Here is a 17,886-nt window from a genome sequence, read left to right as displayed (position 1 = left end):
GGCATCGCAAGGCTCGGACCTGCTCGCGAGCCGCGGGAGGTGACTCAGTGCGGCCCCCGGTGGGTCCCGAGCGCAGCCTCCGCCCGCACCGGCCCGGCGTCCGGCGCCGTCCCGCTGTCGCGCCCACGCAGGGCCGCCGCCGCCAGCACCGCCGCCCCGACGAGTACCACCGCGCCGCCCACCGCCGCCGCGTGCATGCCGCTCACGAACGCGCCACGGGCGAGTGCCAGCAGTGAGTCACCCGCCTCGCCCGGCAGCTCGCGGGCGACCACCGCCGCGCCGCCCAGCGTCTCGCGGGCCGTGTCCAGCGCTCCGTCCGGCAGGCCGGCGGGTGCGCCGTCGGTGACCTCCCGCCGGTAGACCGCTGTGCCCAGGCTGCCGAGGAAGGCCATGCCCAGCGCGCCGCCGAACTCCTGTCCCGTCTCCAGGACCGAGGCCGCCGAGCCGGCCTTCTCCGGCGGTGCGGCGGCGAGCGCCATGTCGGAGACGGTGGCCGCCACGGCGACGATGCCGCAGCCGATGACGGCGGCACCGGTCAGCAGGACCGCCATCGAGTCGGTGCCGGTGACCGTCAGGAGCAGGTAGCCGGCCGCGCCGACGAGGAATCCGGCACTGACCACCGGGGCGCGGCCGAACCGTAGTGCCGCGGCGCCGGCGGCGGGCGCGGCGGCGCCCACGGCGACCGAGGGGACGACGCTCCACAGCGCGGCCTCCATCGCGCCCTGGCCGAGGACCGACTGCAGGTACTGCGTGGTGAAGTAGGCGGAGCCCATCATGGCGAACATGGCGATGCTGTTGAGGAGGACGCCCGCCCCGAACCCGCGGCCGCCCTGGAACAGGTCACGGCTGATCATCGCGTCGTGGCGCGTTCGCTGACGCCGTACGAAGAGGAACCCGACCGCGAGGCCGGCCGTCACGCAGAGGGCCGGCACCGTGCCGTAGCCGTCGGCGGCGATCTCCTTGAGTCCGTAGACCACGGGCAGGACCGCGCCCATGGACAGCGGGACGCTCAGCAGGTCGAAGCGGCCGGGGGCCGGGTCCTTGAACTCGGGCACCAGGACCGGCACCAGGAACAGCAGGAGCAGCATCGCGGGCACGTTGACGAGGAAGACCGAGCCCCACCAGAAGTGGTCCAGCATGACGCCGCCCATCACGGAGCCGAGCGCGATACCGCCCGCCATGCACCCGGACCAGATGCCGATCGCCTTGGTGCGCTGCCTGTCGTCGCGGAACATGTTCCGCACCAGGGCCATGGTCGAGGGCATCAGGGTCGCGCCGCCGATGCCGAGCAACGCCCGCGCGGCGATGAGCATTTCGGCGTTCTGCGCGTACGCGGCACCGATCGAGGCAGCGCCGAACGCGACCGCCCCGACGAGAAGCAGCCTTCGGCGGCCGATGCGGTCGCCGAGCGAGCCCATCGTGATGAGCAGGCCGGCGAGGGCGAAGGCGTAGATGTCGAAGATCCACAGTTGCTGGGTGCTGCTCGGGTCCAGTTCCCGGCTGATGGCGGGGATCGCGAAGTAGAGGACGGACACGTCCATGGAGACCAGGAGGAGCGGCAGCAGAAGGACGACGAAGGCGGTCCATTCGCGGCGGCCGGCAAGGGGCGCGGCGGTACTCGGTGGGGTCATGCGCAGCAATGTACGGGCGTATTAAACGTCTGTCTAGAACGTTTGTATAAAACGAGCGTCTAGGACGCTCGTATGGCATGCCGGTACGCTGCCTGGCATGGGACATCGCGAGGATCTGCTCGAGGGCGCGAAGCGCTGCCTGACGGAAAAGGGCTTCGTACGCACCACGGCGCGGGACATCGTCAGGGAGTCGGGGACCAACCTGGCGTCGATCGGCTACCACTACGGCTCGAAGGACGCGCTGCTGGCGGAGGCGTACATCGCCCTGGTCGAGGGCGTCTCCGACCACTTCGACGCCACGGAGGAGGCGACCACGGGGACGCGCCCCGGTTCGACGGACCGCTTCCAGGAGGTCTGGAAGAACATCATCGCCACCATGTCGGGCCCGGACTCCCTGTGGCACCTGAGCATGGAGATCGTCGTCATGGGCGATCAACTGCCCGCCGTGCGCGACCATCTGGCCCGGGCCCAGCGTGAAGGCGCGCGGGGCATCATCCCCATGTTCATGGGCGGTGCGGAGGCCGACGTCGCCGAGGAGGACGTCGACACGCTCGGGAAGTTCTACATGACGCTGATGATGGGGCTCATCGCCCAGTGGTCGTTCGACCCGGCGACCGCGACCCGCGCCGACGAACTCGCCGAGGGGCTGCGGCGGGTCATGAAGGCGGCCGACGAGACGCCGTGATCGCTTACAGCCGGGCGCTCTTGAGGGCCATGTGCAGCAGCAGCCGGTGCTCGCCGTCGTCGAGGTCCAGACCGGTGAGCTGCTCGACGCGGCCGAGCCGGTAGTAGAGCGTCTGGCGGTGGATCCCCAGCGCCGTGGCCGTGCGCCCCGCCTGGCCGGCGCAGTCGAGGAACACCTCCGCCGTGCGGGCCAGTTCGCGGTGCGAGGGTGCCAGCAGTTCGCCTACCGCGGGATCCTCCGCGGCCTTTGCGGGCAGGGCGGTCAGCAGGCGGTACGGGCCGATGTCCGACCACCGGGCGACGGGCCCGAGCCGGGTCTGCGCCCGCGCGGCCCGGGCGGCGGAAGCCGCCTCACGCCAGGCGCGGCCCAGGCCGGCCAGTCCGCGCAGCGGCGTCGCCACGCCGGCGGCCGCCTCGCCGCCGCCCGCCGCGTCCACCAGCCGGGACGCCGCCGTGAGCGCGGGGGAGAGGCTGTCCGCGGAACGGAGCCGTACGAGCGCGGCCACCGCGCCGGCCCGACCGCCGGGTGCCTCGCCGGAGGTCTCCGTCTCCACAAGGCGTCCGCCGCCGGATCGCACGGGCAGGGGCACCGTGCACAAGGCGGAGGCCCCGGGAAGTGATCGCACGGACGGCGCGTCGCCCGTGATCCACGGCGTCACGCACACCAGCGTGTGCAGCCCTTCCGCGTCCGTGCCCAGCCCGGTGCCCAGCTCGGCCACCGCCATGTCGTACTGCCAGCCCCGTTCCGCCGCCAGCACCGCCCGCAGCTCCCGGGAGAGGTCCGCGCCGACCCGTTCCTCGTCCGCGAGGAGTGTGCCGATCCGGTCGGCGACCTCCATGGCGGCGGACAACTGGGCGGCCGACGGCCCCGGCTCCGCGTCGAGCAGCCACACGTACCCGAGGGCGACGCCGCGGTGGCGTACCGGCAGGCAGATCCGGTCGCGGTAGACACCCGCGTCCGGTGCGGCGGGGATACGGACCGGGCCGGTGGCGCGGGTGATGCCGAAGCCCTCGAACCAGGCGCGCACCGCCGGGGTCGATCTGCGGGTCAGGATCGAGCGGGTGCGGACCGGGTCCAGGGTGGTCTCGTCGAAGGCGCTGTCGCTGTCGTGGGCGCCGAAGGCGATCAAACCGAAGTCCCTGTTCTCCAGCGTCGCCGGCATGGCCAGCAGTGCGGAGATCTCGTCGACGAGGTCCTGGTAGTCGCCTTTCACGCCCCCATTCTCGCACCCTTCAGACATATGTCTGAGATCCGGGACACGGATGCGTGACAGCTGTCGATGGCCCGCCGTCCGCGCCATCCTTAGGTTCAGGGTGGTTCTTCGTGCCGTTTCCTCAAGCTTCCGGTTTCGGCCACTTCAACACCTGTTCCGTGGAGGTGCCCCGTGCTGGGTCCCGTGATCCTCGCCGCTTCGCGCAGCGACAAGATGCGCCGTTTCGTGTCGGCCGCCCCGGGGACCAAGCAGGTCGTCGCCCGGTTCATCGCCGGTGAGACGGTCGAGCAGGTCGTTCCGGTCGTCAAGGAGGCCGTGGCCAAGGGCCTCGAGGTCACGCTCGACGTCGTCGGTGAGGACATCACCACCCGCGAGCAGGCCGCCGCCGCCCGCGACGCCTACCTGGAGCTGATCGAGCAGCTCGCGGGCCTGGGCCTCGGCACCAAGGCCGAGATGTCGGTCAAACTGTCGATGTTCGGTCAGTCCCTCGAGGGCGGCCACGAACTGGCCCTCGCCAACGTCCGCCCGGTCGTCGAGGCCGCCGCCGCCATCGGCACCACGGTTACGCTGGATGCCGAGGACCACACCACCCTCGACTCGATGTTTGCCATCCACGAGGAACTCCGTAAGGACTTCCCGCAGACCGGCTGTGTGATCCAGGCCTACCTGTTCCGCACCGAGGACGACGCCCGCCGCCTCTCCGAGGCCGGCAGCCGCGTCCGCATCGTGAAGGGCGCGTACAAGGAGCCCGCCTCCGTCGCCCACCAGGACAAGGCCGAGATCGACAAGGCGTTCGTCCGCGTCCTGAAGATCCTTATGGAGGGCGACGGCTACCCGATGATCGGGTCGCACGACCCGCGTCTGATCGCCATCACCCAGGAGCTGGCGCGCAGCGCCGGGCGCAAGCTCGACGACTACGAGTTCCAGATGCTGTACGGCATCCGCGGCGACGAGCACGTCCGCCTCGCGGCGGAGGGCCACCGGATGCGGGTCTACACCGCCTACGGCACCGACTGGTACGGCTACTTCATGCGCCGCCTGGCGGAGAAGCCGGCCAACCTGCTCTTCTTCCTCCGCTCGATGATCACCAAGGGCTGAGCCCTCCACCCCTCGCTAAGGAGCAACGGAACCCATGGACGCTGTCACCCAGGTCCCCGCCCCGGTCAACGAGCCGGTGCACGGCTACGCCCCCGGTTCGCCCGAGCGCGCCCGCCTCGAGGCCAAGCTCAAGGAGCTGGCCGAGAACCCGATCGAGCTGCCGATGACCATCGGCGGCGTGAAGCGCATGGGCGGCGGCGAGCGTGTCGACGTCGTACAGCCGCACAACCACAAGGCCGTCATCGGCACCTTCGCCGCCGCCACCCAGCAGGACGCGCAGGACGCGATCGACGCCGCCCTCGAGGCCGCTCCCGCGTGGCGCGCGATGTCCTTCGACGACCGTGCCGCGATCATCCTGCGCGCCGCCGAGCTGCTGTCCGGCCCGTGGCGCGAGACGCTGGCCGCCTCCACCATGCTCGGCCAGTCGAAGACCGCCCAGCAGGCCGAGATCGACACGCCCTGCGAGCTCATCGACTTCTGGCGCTTCAACGTCAAGTACGCCCGCGACATCCTGGCCGAGCAGCCCCCGGCCAACTCGCCGGGCGTGTGGAACCGCATGGACCACCGTCCGCTCGAGGGCTTCGTCTACGCGATCACCCCGTTCAACTTCACCGCCATCGCCGGCAACCTGCCGACCGCGCCCGCGCTGATGGGCAACGTCGTCGTCTGGAAGCCGTCCCCGACGCAGACCCACGCCGCCGTGCTGCTGATGCAGCTCCTGGAGGAGGCCGGTCTGCCCAAGGGCGTCATCAACCTGGTGACCGGCGACGGCATCGCCGTCTCCGAGGTGGCGCTCGAGCACCCGATGCTCGCCGGCATCCACTTCACGGGCTCGACCAAGACCTTCCAGCACCTGTGGAAGACGGTCGGCAACAACATCGAGAAGTACCGTTCCTACCCGCGCATCGTCGGTGAGACGGGCGGCAAGGACTTCGTCGTCGCGCACCCCAGCGCCGACCGCGCCGTGCTGAAGACCGCGCTGACCCGCGGCTCCTTCGAGTTCCAGGGCCAGAAGTGCTCCGCCTCCTCGCGCGCCTACGTCCCGGCCTCGATCTGGAACTCCGGCTTCAAGGAGGAGTTCGCGGCCGAGGTCGACGGCATCAGGATGGGTGACGTCACCGACCTGTCGAACTTCATCGGCGCCGTGATCGACGAGCGTGCCTTCGCCAAGAACAAGGCCGCCATCGACCGCGCGAAGTCCGACCCGTCCTGCACGATCGTCGCGGGCGGCAGCTACGACGACTCGGTCGGCTACTTCGTCCGCCCGACCGTCATCGAGTGCTCCGACGCCGCCAACGAGGTCTTCACGACCGAGTACTTCGGCCCGATCCTCGCCGTCCACGTCTACGAGGACGACAAGTACGAGGAGATGCTGGAGCAGATGGAGTCGGTGTCGGCGTACGCGCTGACCGGCTCGATCATCGCCGGTGACCGGGCCGCGGCGGCCCACGCGATGGAGAAGCTCCGCTACGCGGCGGGCAACTTCTACATCAACGACAAGTCGACCGGCGCCGTCGTCGGCCAGCAGCCCTTCGGCGGCGGCCGCGCCTCCGGCACCAACGACAAGGCCGGCGCCCCGCAGAACCTGATGCGCTGGACGCTGACCCGTGCGATCAAGGAGACGCTGGTCCCGCCGACCGACTACTCCTACCCGCACATGGGCTGACCTTCCGGTCGACCCCCGAGGCTCCGCCCCCGTCCCGGCCCCCACGCCGGAACGGGGGCGGTTTCCATGTGGCCACGCCGCACGGCCCGTTGATCCGGTCCGGTCCGGTTCAGACCCGGCGCCTGCGCGCCATCGCGAACGAGAAGACCCCGAACAGCACCAGCCCGGCGGCGACGAGCGCAAGCAGCCACGGCCCCGCGGGAGTTCCGGCGAAGGACCGCAGCGTGTCGTCGAACCCCTTGGCCCTGTCCGGTTCGTAGGTGAGCGCCGCGAGCACGACGAACACGCCGACCGCTGCGAACAGCACCCCGCGTGCCACGCCGCCCGCGACGCCCGTCACGTCGATCAGCCGCCGCGTCCGGCGCGACATGCCGCCCTGCTTCAGGTGCTTGCGGTACGTGCGCAGCGCCGCGCGCACGGCGACCCAGGCACCGGCGACGACGATGCCGGCACCGGCCAGACCGACGATCCACCGGCCCCCGGGCAACTCCAGCGCCCTGGCCGTCACGTCCTGCGACTGCCGGTCGCTCGAGCCGCCGCCGCTGCCGCTCTCACCCGCGGCGAACGCGAGGACGGAGTAGGCGACGAACCCGTAGAAGACACAGCGGCCCGCGGACAGCAGCCGCTTGTGCGGCTTGTGCCCGTCGGCTCCCGCCGCGCCGAAGAGCGCTTCGGAGAGCCGCCACAGTGCCATGCCGGCCAGTCCGGCACCCAGCGCCCACAACAGCACGGAGCCGAACGGCTGCTCCGACAACCGGGTGAGCGCGCCGCCGCGGTCCGCCTGGCGGCCGGTACCGCCGAAGGCGATGTGCAGGGCCAGCGCCCCGACGAGCAGGTAGATCACCCCGCGGGCCACGAATCCCCAGCGCGCGGCCGCTTCGACGACGGAACCGTTCGCCGCCCGGCGGACGCGGGCGCGCCCGGGGAGCGTCGAAGTGTGTGCGTTCATGGGCACCTCCGGTACGCGGATGCCCTGGCGGTCCGCCAGGAAACGGGACGGCGGCGGCCACGCGTGGTGACGACCGCTCAGTTTGCGTGCGCCGTGGGCGGATACCCGAACGGCATGGCTGAGACCGAGAAGAAGACGACCCAGGCACGTACGACGACGAAGAAGACGGCCGCCGCCGCACAGGGGCGGACCCGGTCGGCCGCCGAGGCGCCGGCGAAGGCGGCGTCCAAGGCGCAGGACACCGCCCGCCGCACCGGCGAGGTGGCCCAGGGCATCGGCGGCGTGGCCACGGAGAAGGCACTGACGGCGGCCAGGACCGTCCAGCAGGCGGCCTCCACCGCCGCCGGCGCGACGGTCGGCAAGGCAGGAGTCGTGTGGACGCTCGTGAAGGCGCGCAAGGCGATCGTGGCCGGCGCCGGGACGGGCGTCGCCACCGCGGTGGCGGGCTCGTACGCGCTCGGACGCCGTGCCGGCCTCAAGCAGCGCGGCCCGCTGTCCCGCCTCACCGGCGGCAGGCTCTGAACGGACCGCTCCCGACCCGGTTGCCGCCTGCTCCGGACGGGTGGGGCGGCGCTCGCCGGTGCCCTGCGCTGGAAGGGATCACGCGCCAGTGATCACCACCACGCAGGGAGACACGAGACACGATGACCCACAACCGGCGAAGGAGCCCCGTCCGCCGGGTGCTCCTGTTCAGTTGCGCCCACCTCTTCGCAGCGGCGGCCGTCGTCGGCCTGGGAGCCACGGAAGCCGGCGCGCAGGCGCCCTTGTGCTTCGGGGTCCCCGCGACGACCACGGGGACGACGGGGACGCCCGGTAACGACGTGATCGTCGGGACACCGGGCGCCGACGTCATCGACGGCCTGGGCGGCAACGACCTGATCTGCGGCCTGGGTGGCGACGACCGCCTGACCGGAGGGCCGGGCGCCGACTCGCTCGACGGCCAGGACGGCGGCGACACCGTCGTCGGCGACAACTACAGCGCGACGGGGAACGCCACGGCGGCCACCGGGACGGACCGCGTGTTCGGCGGGGCGGGCGCCGACGCGCTGGTGGGCGACAACCTCGCCCCGCAGGGCACGGCCGCCGGGGCGGCGGGGGACACGCTCCACGGCGGAACGGGCGACGACTTCCTGGTCGGCGACAGCAGGGGCGACCACGCCTCCGGCGGGGCGAACGACCGTCTCGAGGGCGGCGAGGGCAACGACGGCCTCAACGGTGACGCGTTCGCCTTCTTCGACGCCTCGGGGGCCGGCGACGACATCCTGCTGGAAGGCCCTGGGGACGCCGGTGACGCCAACGGCGACAGCACCGCCATTCTGGGGAACGCGAGCGGCAGCGGCGGCAACGACGTCATCGATCTCGGAGCGGACGGCGGCACCGTCGCGACCGGTGATCACAGCGCCTCCGGTGGTACGGCGACCGGTTCCGGCAACGACCGGATCACCGGTGGTGGCGCGGGCGAGTTCCTGCTCGTCGGCGACAGCGCGATGGGTGACCCCACGGGCGCGACCGCCGGGAACGATCTGATCGACGGGCGTGGCGGGGACGACACGGTGTTCGGCGACAACATCGGCCCGAGCAGTGTGTCGGCCGGCGCCGCGGGCGGCTCCGACCGCATCGACGCCGGGGCCGGGAACGACACCCTCCGGGGCGGCCCCAGCAGTGATCTGCTCAACGGCAGCACCGGCACGGACGACTGCGACGGCGAGGCCGGGGCGGACCTCGAGACGAACTGCGAGATCTGAGGCCCGGTCTCCACGGGCCCGCGCCGGGACGCCGACTCCCGCCGCGGGCCCGCGCTGTCGTCCCGGGCCATGATCGCGTCTCAGATAGTAGGAAGTCCGAGTAATTGTGGAGACAGAGCGGCCCGGCTGACCTAGCTTTGTAGGAGCCGAACGTCTCGCTCGATCCAGCGAATGGCGGTTCCGAGTCCGCGCCCCCAGGCAGGCAACCCCTGCGGCGCGCTCCCCGCCCCTTCCGGCGCCTCGAAATCTCTTCTGATCTCAAGGAGTCGATCATCATGTCCGCTGCGACCGCCCGCCGAGTCCGTCACGCCTCCCGCACCACCGAGTCCGACCGCAAGAACGCCGCCGCCGCCCTGCAGCGCGCCCTCGACCGCCGCGACAACGGCGGCTCCACCGGTCACTGAGCGACGATCATCCGCGTCCATATGGTGGACGTGCCATGTCATTGGATGGGACGCGGAGTAGGGTGCCGACATGTCTCGCAGCATCAATCTCGCAGTTGTCCCCGGTGACGGCATCGGCCAGGAGGTCGTGGCGCAGGGCCTGAAGGTCCTTGCCGCGGTCCTGCCTCAGGATGTGAAGCTGGAGACCAAGGAGTACGACCTCGGCGCCCAGCGCTGGCACCGCACCGGGGAGACCCTCCCCGACGCGGAGCTCGACTCCCTCAAGAGCCACGACGCGATCCTCCTCGGCGCCATCGGCGACCCGTCGGTGCCCTCCGGTGTGCTGGAGCGCGGTCTGCTGCTGAAGCTGCGGTTCGCCTTCGACCACTACGTCAACCTGCGTCCGTCGAAGCTGTTCCCCAACACGGCCACCCCGCTGGCCGGCCGTCCCGACATCGACTTCGTCGTCGTGCGCGAGGGCACAGAGGGCCCGTACACGGGCAACGGCGGTTCCCTGCGCACCGGTACGCCCGCCGAGGTCGCCACCGAGGTCAGCCTCAACACGGCCTACGGAGTGGAGCGTGTCGTCCGCGACGCGTACGAGCGGGCCAACTCCCGCCCGCGCAAGAAGCTGACGCTCGTCCACAAGAACAACGTGCTCGTCTACGCAGGGCACATGTGGAAGAACATCTTCGACAGGGTCGGCCAGGAGTACCCCGAGGTCACCACCGACTATCTGCACGTCGACGCCGCGACGATCTTCTTCGTCACCCAGCCGGAGCGCTTCGACGTCATCGTCACCGACAACCTCTTCGGCGACATCCTCACCGACCTCGCCGCTGCCGTGACCGGCGGCATCGGCCTGGCCGCCTCCGGCAACATCAACCCGACCGGCGAGTTCCCGTCGATGTTCGAGCCGGTGCACGGCTCCGCGCCGGACATCGCGGGCACCGGAAAGGCCGACCCGACCGCGACCGTTCTCTCCGTCGCCCTGCTGCTGAGGCACCTGGGCTACGAGAGCGAGGCCGTCCGGATCGAGGACACGGTCGCCGCCGACCTGGCGGAGCGGACGCCGGACACCGTCCGCACGACGGACGAGATCGGCGACGCGCTCGCGGTACGAGTAGCGAGCTGACCCGCCGGAAAACCGACTCCGGGGTGTCCCCGGACACCCCCAGAAGCCGCCGGGTCGCACTCCACATCGCGCCCGGCGGCTTTTCCTGTGCGGCCCCCGGGTGCCACCATCAGAACCTGGGCCGTACTCACGCCGTTCCCTGCACGGATCCCCACGGGCGATAATCGGACGTGGGCCGTGTCGCACGGCGATGCTCGGATGTCCAAGCAGTGGGCGTGAGCGCGGTCCGTCACAACAACCGGTGAAGGACACTGCACTCATGACGACGCCCACGATCGAGCTCAAGCCTTCCTCGCACCCGCTGTCCGACGCGGAGCGCGAGGCGATCCTGGCCAATCCGGGATTCGGCCGCCACTTCACCGACCACATGGTGACGATCAGGTGGACGGAGGGGCGTGGCTGGCACGACGGCGAGCTCGTTCCTTACGGGCCGCTGTCGATGGACCCGGCCAACATGACCCTGCACTACGCGCAGGAGATCTTCGAGGGCCTCAAGGCGTACCGCCGCCCCGACGGCTCCGTGGCCACCTTCCGTCCCGAGGCCAACGCCGAGCGCTTCCAGCGTTCCGCCCGCCGCCTGGCGATGCCCGAGCTGCCGGTCGACACCTTCATCGCCGCCTGCGACGCGCTGGTCCAGCAGGACAAGGCGTGGGTCCCCGCGCACGGTGGCGAGGCGTCCCTCTACCTCCGCCCGTTCATGATCGCGAGCGAGGTGGGTCTGGGTGTGAAGCCCGCCAACGAGTACCTCTTCCTCGTCATCGCCTCCCCGGCCGGCGCGTACTTCCCCGGCGGCGTCAAGCCCGTCTCGATCTGGCTCTCCGAGGACCGGGTCCGCGCCGTCCCCGGCGGCATGGGCGACGCCAAGACCGGCGGCAACTACGCCGCGTCCCTGCTCGCCCAGGCCGAGGCCGCGCAGAAGGGCTGCGACCAGGTCGCCTACCTCGACGCCGTGGAGCACCGCTGGGTCGAGGAACTCGGCGGCATGAACCTGTACTTCGTGTACGAGACCGGTTCCGGCGAGGACCTGAAGATCGTCACTCCCGAGCTGACCGGCTCGCTGCTCGCCGGCATCACCCGCGACTCGCTCCTCACCCTGGCCAAGGACCTCGGCTACGGGTCGGAGGAGGGCCGGATCTCCATCGACCAGTGGCAGGCCGACACCGAGAACGGCACGCTCAAGGAGGTCTTCGCCTGCGGCACGGCCGCGGTGATCACCCCGGTCGGCCGGGTGAAGTCGGCGCGCGGCGAGTGGACGCAGTCCGGCGGGCAGCCGGGCGAGGTCACCATGCGGCTGCGCAAGGCGCTCCTCGACATCCAGACGGGCTCCGGCGAGGACGTCCACGGCTGGATGCACGAGCTCGGCTGACGTCCCGCGTCATCGCGACGGCCCGCACCGGCTCCGGCCGGGGCGGGCCGTGGCGTTCACGAGGCCGTCGTGCTCATGAGGTCGTCGCGTTCACGAGGCCGTCGTGCTCATGAGGCCGTCGCGCTCATGAGGTCGCCGTCTCCGCGACCGGCGCGGTCGCGGCGGCGGGCGCTGTGCCCGCCCGCAGAGCCCCGTACGTCACGCCTCCCACCAGTCCCGACAGGACGAAGCTGCAGTCGATGCCGCCGGTGAGGCCGAGCAGCGGTCCTTCGTAGAGCGGAGTGGAGACGGCCGCCAGCCCCACGGCCGCGCCCAACGCCCAGGACAGGGTGGCGCGTACGTTCCAGCCGGACCGGAACCAGTAGACGCCGCCCCGTGCACGGCGGTTGTAGACCTGGAGGGCCTCCGCGTCGTACACGCCCGAGCAGCGGACGTGCGCCATCAGCGTGATCACCGCCCAGGGGGCGCCCACCGCGGTGAGCAGCAGCACGAACGACGTCATGGCCGACCGGGCGTCCCACCCGAAGTGGCCGGCGAACACGAACGCCGTTGCCACGACGGCCACCACCAGCGTGGCCCGGGTGCGGGTGGCGCGCGGCAGGATCGCGTCGAGGTCGAGCCCCATCGAGTACAGCATCAGCCCCGCGTTGCCGACCGAGCCCGCCGCGGCGGCGACGAGCAGCGGGACGAGGTACCAGGCGGGGGAGGCGGCGACGAGCGGGCCGGCGTAGTCGGTCCCGGCCCGCGCGGCGAGCGCCGTGTACGTACCGAAGAGCTGCGGGATCAGCAGCCCGGCCACCAGCCCGGCGCCGGTTGCGCCGAGCACCCGGCGCGGGCTGTGGCGCAGCGGCGAGATGTAGCGGGTGTAGTCGCCGAGGAGGGTGATGAACGCGATCGGTCCGCTGAGTCCGGCGGCCACCGCCGACAGCACCCACGTCGGCCAGAACGACCCCAGCAGGTACGGGGTGTCGGGCGGCGCCGCAGTGGTGAGGTCCGGGGCGTACGCGACGATCCCGAGTACCAGCAGCGCGGTCATGCCGACGGCCAGAACCTTGCTGAGGCGCAGCAGCAGCCGGTAGCCGTACACGGCGCCGACGACGGTGCAGGCGGCGAGGAGCGCGTAGACGAGGGTGTGGGCGAGGCCGCCGGTGGGCAGTCCGGCGAGGCGGGCCAGCGTGCCGATCACCACGTCGCCGCCGATCCACAGGGTCAGTGCCGTGTAGCCGAGCGAGAGCAGCAGACCGACGACGGAACCCACGAGCCGGCCGCGGACGCCGAAGGCCGCGCCGCTGGACGTCGACAGATTGGTCGCGGTACGCAGCGAGACGAGGGCCAGCGGGGCGGTGACGGCCACGCCCACGAGGGTGCCGGCGACGACCGAGGTGACGGACGGCCACAGGCCGAGGCCGAAAGAGACCGGGAGCCAGCCGAAGACGATCACCCCCAGGCAGAGGTTCGACCCGAGCAGGATCGAGACGAGATCGCGAGGAGTGCTGGTGCGCTCCTCCTCGGGGACGGTGTCGACTCCGCGCTGTTCCACCGGCATGGGCTGTCCCTCACCTTCACAGTTTGAGTGACGTTCAAATTGAACGCTGCTCAATGTGAGGCATGCCTCGTACCAAGTCAATGGTTTCCTTCGGTGCCCGCCATTGTTAGAGTGGCGCTCAAAGATGGAGGTGTGGTGACATGCGACTGACCCCGACCGAGCGCGACCGGCTGCTGCTCTTCGGCGCCGCCGAGCTGGCGCGGGCGCGCAGGGCCCGCGGTCTGCGGCTCAATGTCCCGGAGGCCACCGCGCTCATAGCGGACACGGTCTGCGAGGCGGCACGCGACGGTCGCCGGCTCGCGGAGGCCATCGCGGCCGCCCGCTCGGTCCTCGGCCCCGACGACGTCCTCCCCGGCGTCGCCGACGTGGTGGGGGAGGTCCATGTGGAGGCGGTCTTCGACGACGGGTCCCGGCTGGCCGTCGTCTCCGACCCGATCGGCGGCGGACGGGGCGGGGACGCCCCCGGGGCGCTGCTGCCCGCGCCGCCGCACGACGAGACGCCGCCCGCCGTGCGGCTGACCGTCCGCAACACCGCCACCGTCCCCGTCAGCGTCACCTCGCACTTCCACTTCTTCGAGGCCAACCCGCGTCTGCGCTTCGACCGGGCCGCGGCCTACGGCATGCGGCTCGCCGTCCCCGCCGGTTCGTCGGTCCGCTTCGACGCGGGCGGTGACGTGGAGGTGGGGCTGCTGCCCATCGGCGGCGACCGGATCGCGATCGGCTTCGCCGGCCTGGTCGACGGACCGCTCGACGCGCCCGGCGCGAAGGAAGAAGCCCTGCGCAGGGCGGCGGCCTGCGGCTACCTCGGAGCGGAGGAGAACTGATGGACCCGTACGAATACGCATCCGTGCACGGACCCCGCGCCGGGGACCGGGTCGTCCTCGGCGACTCCGGCCTCGTCGTACGGGTCGAGTCCGACGCGCAGAAGCCCGGCGACGAGTTCCTGGCCGGTTTCGGCAAGACGGCACGCGACGGACTGCACCTCAAGGCCGCCGCCGTCCGGGAGACCTGCGACGTCGTCATCAGCAACGTCCTGGTGATCGACGCCGTGCTGGGCATCCGCAAGGTCTCCATCGGCATCCGCGAGGGCCGTATCCACGCCATCGGCCGGGCCGGGAACCCGGACACCCTCGACGGCGTCGACGTCGTCGTCGGCACCGGCACCTCGATCGTCTCCGGTGAGGGGCTGATCGCCACCGCGGGCGCCGTCGACACCCATGTCCACCTGCTCTCGCCGCGCATCATGGAGGCCTCCCTCGCCTCCGGCGTCACCACTGTCATCGGCCAGGAGTTCGGCCCCGTGTGGGGCGTCGGCGTCAACTCGCCCTGGGCGCTGCGGCACGCCTTCAACGCCTTCGACGCCTGGCCCGTCAACATCGGGTTCCTCGCCCGCGGTTCGTCCTCCGACCCGGCGCCGCTCGTCGAGGCGCTCGCCGAGGGCGGCGCGTCCGGCTTCAAGGTCCACGAGGACATGGGCGCCCACACCCGCGCCCTCGACACCGCGCTGCGGGTGGCCGAGGAGCACGACGTACAGGTCGCCCTGCACAGCGACGGCCTGAACGAGTGCCTGTCCGTCGAGGACACCCTGCGCGTGCTCGACGGACGGACGATCCACGCCTTCCACATCGAGGGCTGCGGCGGCGGGCACGTACCGAACGTGCTCAAGATGGCGGGCGTTCCGAACGTCATCGGCTCGTCCACCAACCCCACCCTCCCCTTCGGCCGGGACGCCGTCGCCGAGCACTACGGCATGATCGTCTCCGTCCACGACCTCAAGACCGACCTGCCGGGCGACGCGGCGATGGCCCGCGACCGTATCCGCGCCGGGACGATGGGCGCGGAGGACGTGCTGCACGACCTCGGGGCGATCGGCATCACCTCGTCGGACGCGCAGGGCATGGGGCGCGCGGGGGAGACCGTACGCCGCACCTTCGCCATGGCCGGCAAGATGAAAGCCGAACGCGGGCCCCTGGACGGGGACGGAGCGCACGACGACAACGCGCGCGTACTGCGCTACATGGCCAAGCTGACGATCAATCCCGCCCTCGCGCACGGACTCGCCCACGAGATCGGCTCCATCGAGCCCGGCAAGATGGCCGACATCGTGCTGTGGCGGCCCGAGTTCTTCGGCGCCAAGCCCCAACTGGTGCTGAAGTCGGGATTCCCCGCGTACGGCGTCGTCGGCGACCCGAACGCGGCGACGGACACCTGCGAACCGCTCGTACTCGGGCCGCAGTTCGGTGCCTACGGGGCGACGCCGGCCGACATCTCGGTGGCGTTCGTCGCCCAGGCGGCCGTGGACCTCGGCGCCGATCTGATGCCCACCCGCAGGCGCCGCGTCGCCGTGCGCGGCACCCGCGGCATCGGTCCGGGTGACCTGCTGCTCAACTCCCGGCTGGGGGACGTGTCGGTGGACGGACACAGTGGCCTGGTCACCCTCGACGGCGACCCGCTGCGCTCGAGTCCGGCCGAGTCCGTCTCGCTGAACCGCCTCTACTTCCTCTGAGCCCCCAGCCCCCGGGCCCACTCCTCCGGCCCACCCTTCAAGCCCCTCCTTCAGCCCCTCCTTCAAGCCAACGACGCCTTAGGACTTGCCGTGACCTTCCGCATGCCGGCCGAATGGGCCCCGCACGAGCGCACCTGGATGGCCTGGCCCGGCCCCAACCCGACCTTCACCGACGAGGCGGAACTCGCGGAGGCCCGCGCGGCATGGGCGTCGGTGGCCCGGGCCGTACGCCGCTTCGAGCCGGTGACCGTGGTCTCCGGGACGGGGCAGGTGGCCTCGGCCCGGGCACTCCTCGGTCCGGACATCGAGATCGTCGAGCGGGACCTGGACGACGCCTGGATGCGCGACATCGGCCCGACCTTCGTCACCGACGGCTGCGAACTGGCCGCCGTCGACTGGGTGTTCAACGGCTGGGGCGCGGCCGAGTGGGCGCGCTGGGAGCACGACGCCAAGATCGCCCGCCATGTCGCGGACCTCGCGGGCGTCCCCGTGCACCCCTCGCCGCTGGTCAACGAGGGCGGCGCCATCCACGTCGACGGCGAGGGCACCGTCCTGCTCACCGACACCGTCCAGCTCGGCCCCGAGCGGAACCCCGGCTGGAGCCGGGCGGAGGTCGAAGCGGAGATCCACGCCAGGCTCGGCACGAAAAAGGCCATCTGGCTGCCGCGCGGCCTGAGCGGCGATTACGGCACGTACGGCACGCGCGGACACGTCGACATCGTCGCCGCCTTCGCCCGCCCCGGCGTCGTCGTGGTCCACACCCAGCCCGACCCGTCCCACCCCGACCACGACGTATGCAAGGCGAACGTCGCGCTGCTGTCCGCCCAGACGGACGCCAAGGGGCGCCGTCTGGAGGTCGTCGAGGTCCCGGCCCCGACCAAGCTCCGCGACGAGGACGGCGAGTGGGTCGACTACTCGTACATCAACCACTACCTGTGCAACGGGGGCCTGGTCCTCTGCGCCTTCGACGACCCGCGCGACGAGATCGCGGCGGGCATCTTCCGCCGGCTCTTCCCCGAGCGGACGGTGACCCTGGTCGACGCGAGGGCGATCTTCGCGGGCGGCGGCGGCATCCACTGCATCACCCAGCAGCAGCCGCGGGTCTGATCCCGGGCCGCCGACAGCACGGGATCGGGTAGAACGTACAGGTGACCAGCACCAGCCCTGCCGGCCCCCGCCGCCGGAACCAGTCCGCCCCACCGCGCGAGCAACTGCTCGCCGCCGCCATGGCCACCATCGCGGAGCGCGGCCTCGACGGGCTGACCATGGCCGGGCTCGGCCGGCAGGTCGGCATGAGCAGCGGGCACCTCCTCTACTACTTCCGCACCAAGGACGAGCTGCTCCTGCAGACGCTGGAGTGGAGCGAGGGCCGCCTCGGCGCGGAACGCGGCGCCCTGCTGTCCCGGCAGGCGCCGGCCCGTGAGCGGCTCGAGGCGTACGTCGACCTCTACGTCCCCGACGGGCCGCGCGACCCGCACTGGACGCTGTGGCTCGAGGTCTGGAACCGCTCGCAGAACGCGGACGCCGACATGCACGGCCGCCAGGCCGCGATCGAGGGCGCGTGGCACCGGGACCTGGTGGCGCTCCTGGCGGAGGGAGTCTCCCGCGGCGAGTTCCGCCCGGTGGACCCCGACCGCTTCGCGGCCCGCCTGCGCGCGCTGCTGGACGGCTTCAGCGTGCATGTCGCCGTGGGCATACCGGGAACGGGGCGCGAGCAGGTGCTGGCGCATGTGGCCGAGTTCGTGTCGGAGTCCCTGCTCCGCTGACGCCCGGCCCGGGCGGACTCGTTCCCCTCCCCGCCCCTTCCCGAACCGGGGCAGGCCCCGGACCCCGTGCCGCCCTGCGGGCGGCGTACCGCGCTTCGCGCGGTGCCCTCAAGCGCCGGGCGGGCTGGATTTCGCTCCGCGAAATCAGCCTCGCCGGCGATTGAGGCGCGGGGGTCCGGTGGGGGTCCCCCCACGCC

16 protein-coding genes are annotated in these 17,886 nt (G+C 71.7%); 12 read left to right on the top strand and 4 right to left on the bottom strand.

Annotated elements, in window-relative coordinates:
* Positions 1-44: 44 nt before the first annotated feature.
* Positions 45-1,631 carry an MFS transporter gene (locus AB0K36_RS22525; RefSeq protein ID WP_364597219.1) on the bottom strand — a complete coding sequence of 529 codons (1,587 nt, stop codon included), beginning with the start codon at positions 1,629-1,631 and terminating at the stop codon, positions 45-47.
* 97 nt (positions 1,632-1,728) lie between these two features.
* On the opposite strand from AB0K36_RS22525, the gene AB0K36_RS22520 reads away from it, so the two are divergent.
* Complete coding sequence (locus AB0K36_RS22520; protein WP_364597216.1) at positions 1,729-2,316, top strand: TetR/AcrR family transcriptional regulator; 588 nt, start codon at positions 1,729-1,731, stop codon at positions 2,314-2,316.
* 4 nt (positions 2,317-2,320) lie between these two features.
* Here the strand turns inward: AB0K36_RS22520 and AB0K36_RS22515 are convergent, their stop codons facing one another.
* Positions 2,321-3,529 (bottom strand): PucR family transcriptional regulator, encoded by a 1,209-nt coding sequence (locus AB0K36_RS22515; protein ID WP_364597213.1) that lies wholly within the window; start codon positions 3,527-3,529, stop codon positions 2,321-2,323.
* A 171-nt stretch (positions 3,530-3,700) separates the two neighbouring features.
* Between AB0K36_RS22515 and AB0K36_RS22510 the strand changes: the two genes are divergently transcribed.
* Both AB0K36_RS22510 and pruA read left to right on the top strand, forming a co-directional pair.
* Entirely contained in the window at positions 3,701-4,627 is a 927-nt protein-coding gene (locus tag AB0K36_RS22510; protein ID WP_364597210.1) for a proline dehydrogenase family protein, read from the top strand.
* Between the two features lie 34 nt (positions 4,628-4,661).
* Positions 4,662-6,293 (top strand): L-glutamate gamma-semialdehyde dehydrogenase, encoded by a 1,632-nt coding sequence (gene pruA, locus AB0K36_RS22505; protein ID WP_364597207.1) that lies wholly within the window; start codon positions 4,662-4,664, stop codon positions 6,291-6,293.
* Positions 6,294-6,402: 109 nt separating this feature from the next.
* On the opposite strand, the gene AB0K36_RS22500 is transcribed toward pruA, so the two are convergent.
* Positions 6,403-7,242 carry a DUF1206 domain-containing protein gene (locus AB0K36_RS22500; RefSeq protein WP_364597204.1) on the bottom strand — a complete coding sequence of 280 codons (840 nt, stop codon included), beginning with the start codon at positions 7,240-7,242 and terminating at the stop codon, positions 6,403-6,405.
* Between the two features lie 114 nt (positions 7,243-7,356).
* On the opposite strand from AB0K36_RS22500, the gene AB0K36_RS22495 reads away from it, so the two are divergent.
* The 5 genes from AB0K36_RS22495 (at position 7,357) to AB0K36_RS22475 (ending at position 11,871) form a co-directional block, all read left to right on the top strand.
* Positions 7,357-7,764, top strand: coding sequence for a hypothetical protein (locus AB0K36_RS22495; protein WP_364597201.1), 408 nt, complete (start codon positions 7,357-7,359; stop codon positions 7,762-7,764).
* A 122-nt stretch (positions 7,765-7,886) separates the two neighbouring features.
* The gene (locus AB0K36_RS22490; protein ID WP_364597200.1) at positions 7,887-8,987 is read left to right on the top strand and encodes a calcium-binding protein; all 1,101 of its coding nucleotides are present in this window, start codon (positions 7,887-7,889) and stop codon (positions 8,985-8,987) included.
* A 275-nt stretch (positions 8,988-9,262) separates the two neighbouring features.
* Positions 9,263-9,391 carry a hypothetical protein gene (locus tag AB0K36_RS22485; protein ID WP_364597198.1) on the top strand — a complete coding sequence of 43 codons (129 nt, stop codon included), beginning with the start codon at positions 9,263-9,265 and terminating at the stop codon, positions 9,389-9,391.
* Positions 9,392-9,461: 70 nt separating this feature from the next.
* The gene (locus AB0K36_RS22480) at positions 9,462-10,505 is read left to right on the top strand and encodes a 3-isopropylmalate dehydrogenase (protein WP_364597195.1); all 1,044 of its coding nucleotides are present in this window, start codon (positions 9,462-9,464) and stop codon (positions 10,503-10,505) included.
* A gap of 259 nt (positions 10,506-10,764) precedes the next feature.
* Positions 10,765-11,871, top strand: a complete 1,107-nt coding sequence (locus AB0K36_RS22475; RefSeq protein WP_364597192.1) for a branched-chain amino acid aminotransferase — start codon at positions 10,765-10,767, stop codon at positions 11,869-11,871.
* Positions 11,872-11,995: 124 nt separating this feature from the next.
* Here the strand turns inward: AB0K36_RS22475 and AB0K36_RS22470 are convergent, their stop codons facing one another.
* Complete coding sequence (locus AB0K36_RS22470; RefSeq protein WP_364597189.1) at positions 11,996-13,417, bottom strand: cytosine permease; 1,422 nt, start codon at positions 13,415-13,417, stop codon at positions 11,996-11,998.
* Positions 13,418-13,557: 140 nt separating this feature from the next.
* Between AB0K36_RS22470 and ureA the strand changes: the two genes are divergently transcribed.
* The 4 genes from ureA (at position 13,558) to AB0K36_RS22450 (ending at position 17,689) form a co-directional block, all read left to right on the top strand.
* Positions 13,558-14,241, top strand: a complete 684-nt coding sequence (ureA, locus tag AB0K36_RS22465) for an urease subunit gamma (RefSeq protein WP_364597186.1) — start codon at positions 13,558-13,560, stop codon at positions 14,239-14,241.
* Positions 14,241-15,923, top strand: a complete 1,683-nt coding sequence (locus tag AB0K36_RS22460) for an urease subunit alpha (RefSeq protein WP_364597183.1) — start codon at positions 14,241-14,243, stop codon at positions 15,921-15,923. The genes ureA and AB0K36_RS22460 overlap by 1 nt, the downstream gene beginning before the upstream one ends.
* 90 nt (positions 15,924-16,013) lie before the next feature.
* On the top strand, positions 16,014-17,030 hold the full coding sequence (locus AB0K36_RS22455) for an agmatine deiminase family protein (protein WP_364597180.1): 1,017 nt from the start codon (positions 16,014-16,016) through the stop codon (positions 17,028-17,030).
* Between the two features lie 104 nt (positions 17,031-17,134).
* Complete coding sequence (locus AB0K36_RS22450) at positions 17,135-17,689, top strand: TetR/AcrR family transcriptional regulator (protein ID WP_189471467.1); 555 nt, start codon at positions 17,135-17,137, stop codon at positions 17,687-17,689.
* Positions 17,690-17,886 lie beyond the last annotated feature (197 nt).

Origin of the sequence: Streptomyces kurssanovii (assembly GCF_040677245.1) — a bacterium.
In the GTDB taxonomy this organism is placed as follows: Bacteria; Actinomycetota; Actinomycetes; order Streptomycetales; family Streptomycetaceae; genus Streptomyces; species Streptomyces kurssanovii.
The sequence above is the reverse complement of the archived record's forward strand: the minus strand, read 5'-3'. Positions and strand labels throughout refer to the sequence as shown.

What these genes read in the sequence shown, in the direction of transcription:
- AB0K36_RS22525 (WP_364597219.1), bottom strand. Translation starts at nt 1,631, where the DNA reads ATGACCCCACCGAGTACCGCCGCGCCCCTTGCCGGCCGCCGCGAATGG.
- AB0K36_RS22520 (WP_364597216.1), top strand. Translation starts at nt 1,729, where the DNA reads ATGGGACATCGCGAGGATCTGCTCGAGGGCGCGAAGCGCTGCCTGACG.
- pruA (WP_364597207.1), top strand. Translation starts at nt 4,662, where the DNA reads ATGGACGCTGTCACCCAGGTCCCCGCCCCGGTCAACGAGCCGGTGCAC.
- AB0K36_RS22500 (WP_364597204.1), bottom strand. Translation starts at nt 7,242, where the DNA reads ATGAACGCACACACTTCGACGCTCCCCGGGCGCGCCCGCGTCCGCCGG.
- AB0K36_RS22495 (WP_364597201.1), top strand. Translation starts at nt 7,357, where the DNA reads ATGGCTGAGACCGAGAAGAAGACGACCCAGGCACGTACGACGACGAAG.
- AB0K36_RS22490 (WP_364597200.1), top strand. Translation starts at nt 7,887, where the DNA reads ATGACCCACAACCGGCGAAGGAGCCCCGTCCGCCGGGTGCTCCTGTTC.
- AB0K36_RS22485 (WP_364597198.1), top strand. Translation starts at nt 9,263, where the DNA reads ATGTCCGCTGCGACCGCCCGCCGAGTCCGTCACGCCTCCCGCACCACC.
- AB0K36_RS22480 (WP_364597195.1), top strand. Translation starts at nt 9,462, where the DNA reads ATGTCTCGCAGCATCAATCTCGCAGTTGTCCCCGGTGACGGCATCGGC.
- AB0K36_RS22475 (WP_364597192.1), top strand. Translation starts at nt 10,765, where the DNA reads ATGACGACGCCCACGATCGAGCTCAAGCCTTCCTCGCACCCGCTGTCC.
- AB0K36_RS22470 (WP_364597189.1), bottom strand. Translation starts at nt 13,417, where the DNA reads ATGCCGGTGGAACAGCGCGGAGTCGACACCGTCCCCGAGGAGGAGCGC.
- ureA (WP_364597186.1), top strand. Translation starts at nt 13,558, where the DNA reads ATGCGACTGACCCCGACCGAGCGCGACCGGCTGCTGCTCTTCGGCGCC.
- AB0K36_RS22460 (WP_364597183.1), top strand. Translation starts at nt 14,241, where the DNA reads ATGGACCCGTACGAATACGCATCCGTGCACGGACCCCGCGCCGGGGAC.